Annotated in this window: 1 protein-coding gene; it reads left to right on the top strand. The window is 73.6% G+C overall.

The window, feature by feature from the left end; translation table 11 throughout:
• Positions 1-557, top strand: a 557-nt coding sequence (locus N878_RS29315) for a phosphatase PAP2 family protein (protein ID WP_021446358.1), incomplete at both ends; no start/stop codon positions are given.

Below are 557 nucleotides of genomic sequence, written 5' to 3'. Positions count from 1 at the left end.
TGGGCCACCGGCGCCGCGCTGCGCCTGCCGATGGCCGAGGGTTTCTGGAGCGAGGCGGCGATTCTGCTGGCCGGCATCGGCCTGATCCTGCTGCTGACGGTGCAGGCCAGCCTGGCCGAGAAGCGCTCCGCCTGCCTGCTCGGCGGCGGCCTGAGCCTGCTCCTGCTGCTGGCCCTGATGCTCGGCTGGCCGCACCTGGACGCCCTCGACCAGGGCCTGATGACCCTGGTGCAGGAGCAGCGCCAGGCCCATCTGGACGCGACCATGGTGCTGCTCACCCGGCTCGGCGACCTGCGCACCCAGCTGGCCGCCGCCATCCTGCTGTGCGGCCTGCTGCTGCTCGCCCGGCAGTGGCGGCCGGCACTGTTCGCCGGCGCCACCCTGCTGTGCACCGCACTGGCCAACGGCGCGCTGAAGAACGGCTTCGCCCGCGCCCGGCCGGACATCCTCAGCGAACCGCTGACCAGCTTCAGTTTCCCCAGCGGGCACAGCTCGGCGGCCTTCGCCTTCTTCCTGGTGCTCGGCGTGCTGGCCGGCCGCGGCCAGGGCGCGCGGCT

Origin of the sequence: Pseudomonas sp. EGD-AK9, from assembly GCF_000465935.2 — a bacterium.
GTDB lineage: Bacteria > Pseudomonadota > Gammaproteobacteria > Pseudomonadales > Pseudomonadaceae > Aquipseudomonas.
The sequence above is the reverse complement of the archived record's forward strand: the minus strand, read 5'-3'. Positions and strand labels throughout refer to the sequence as shown.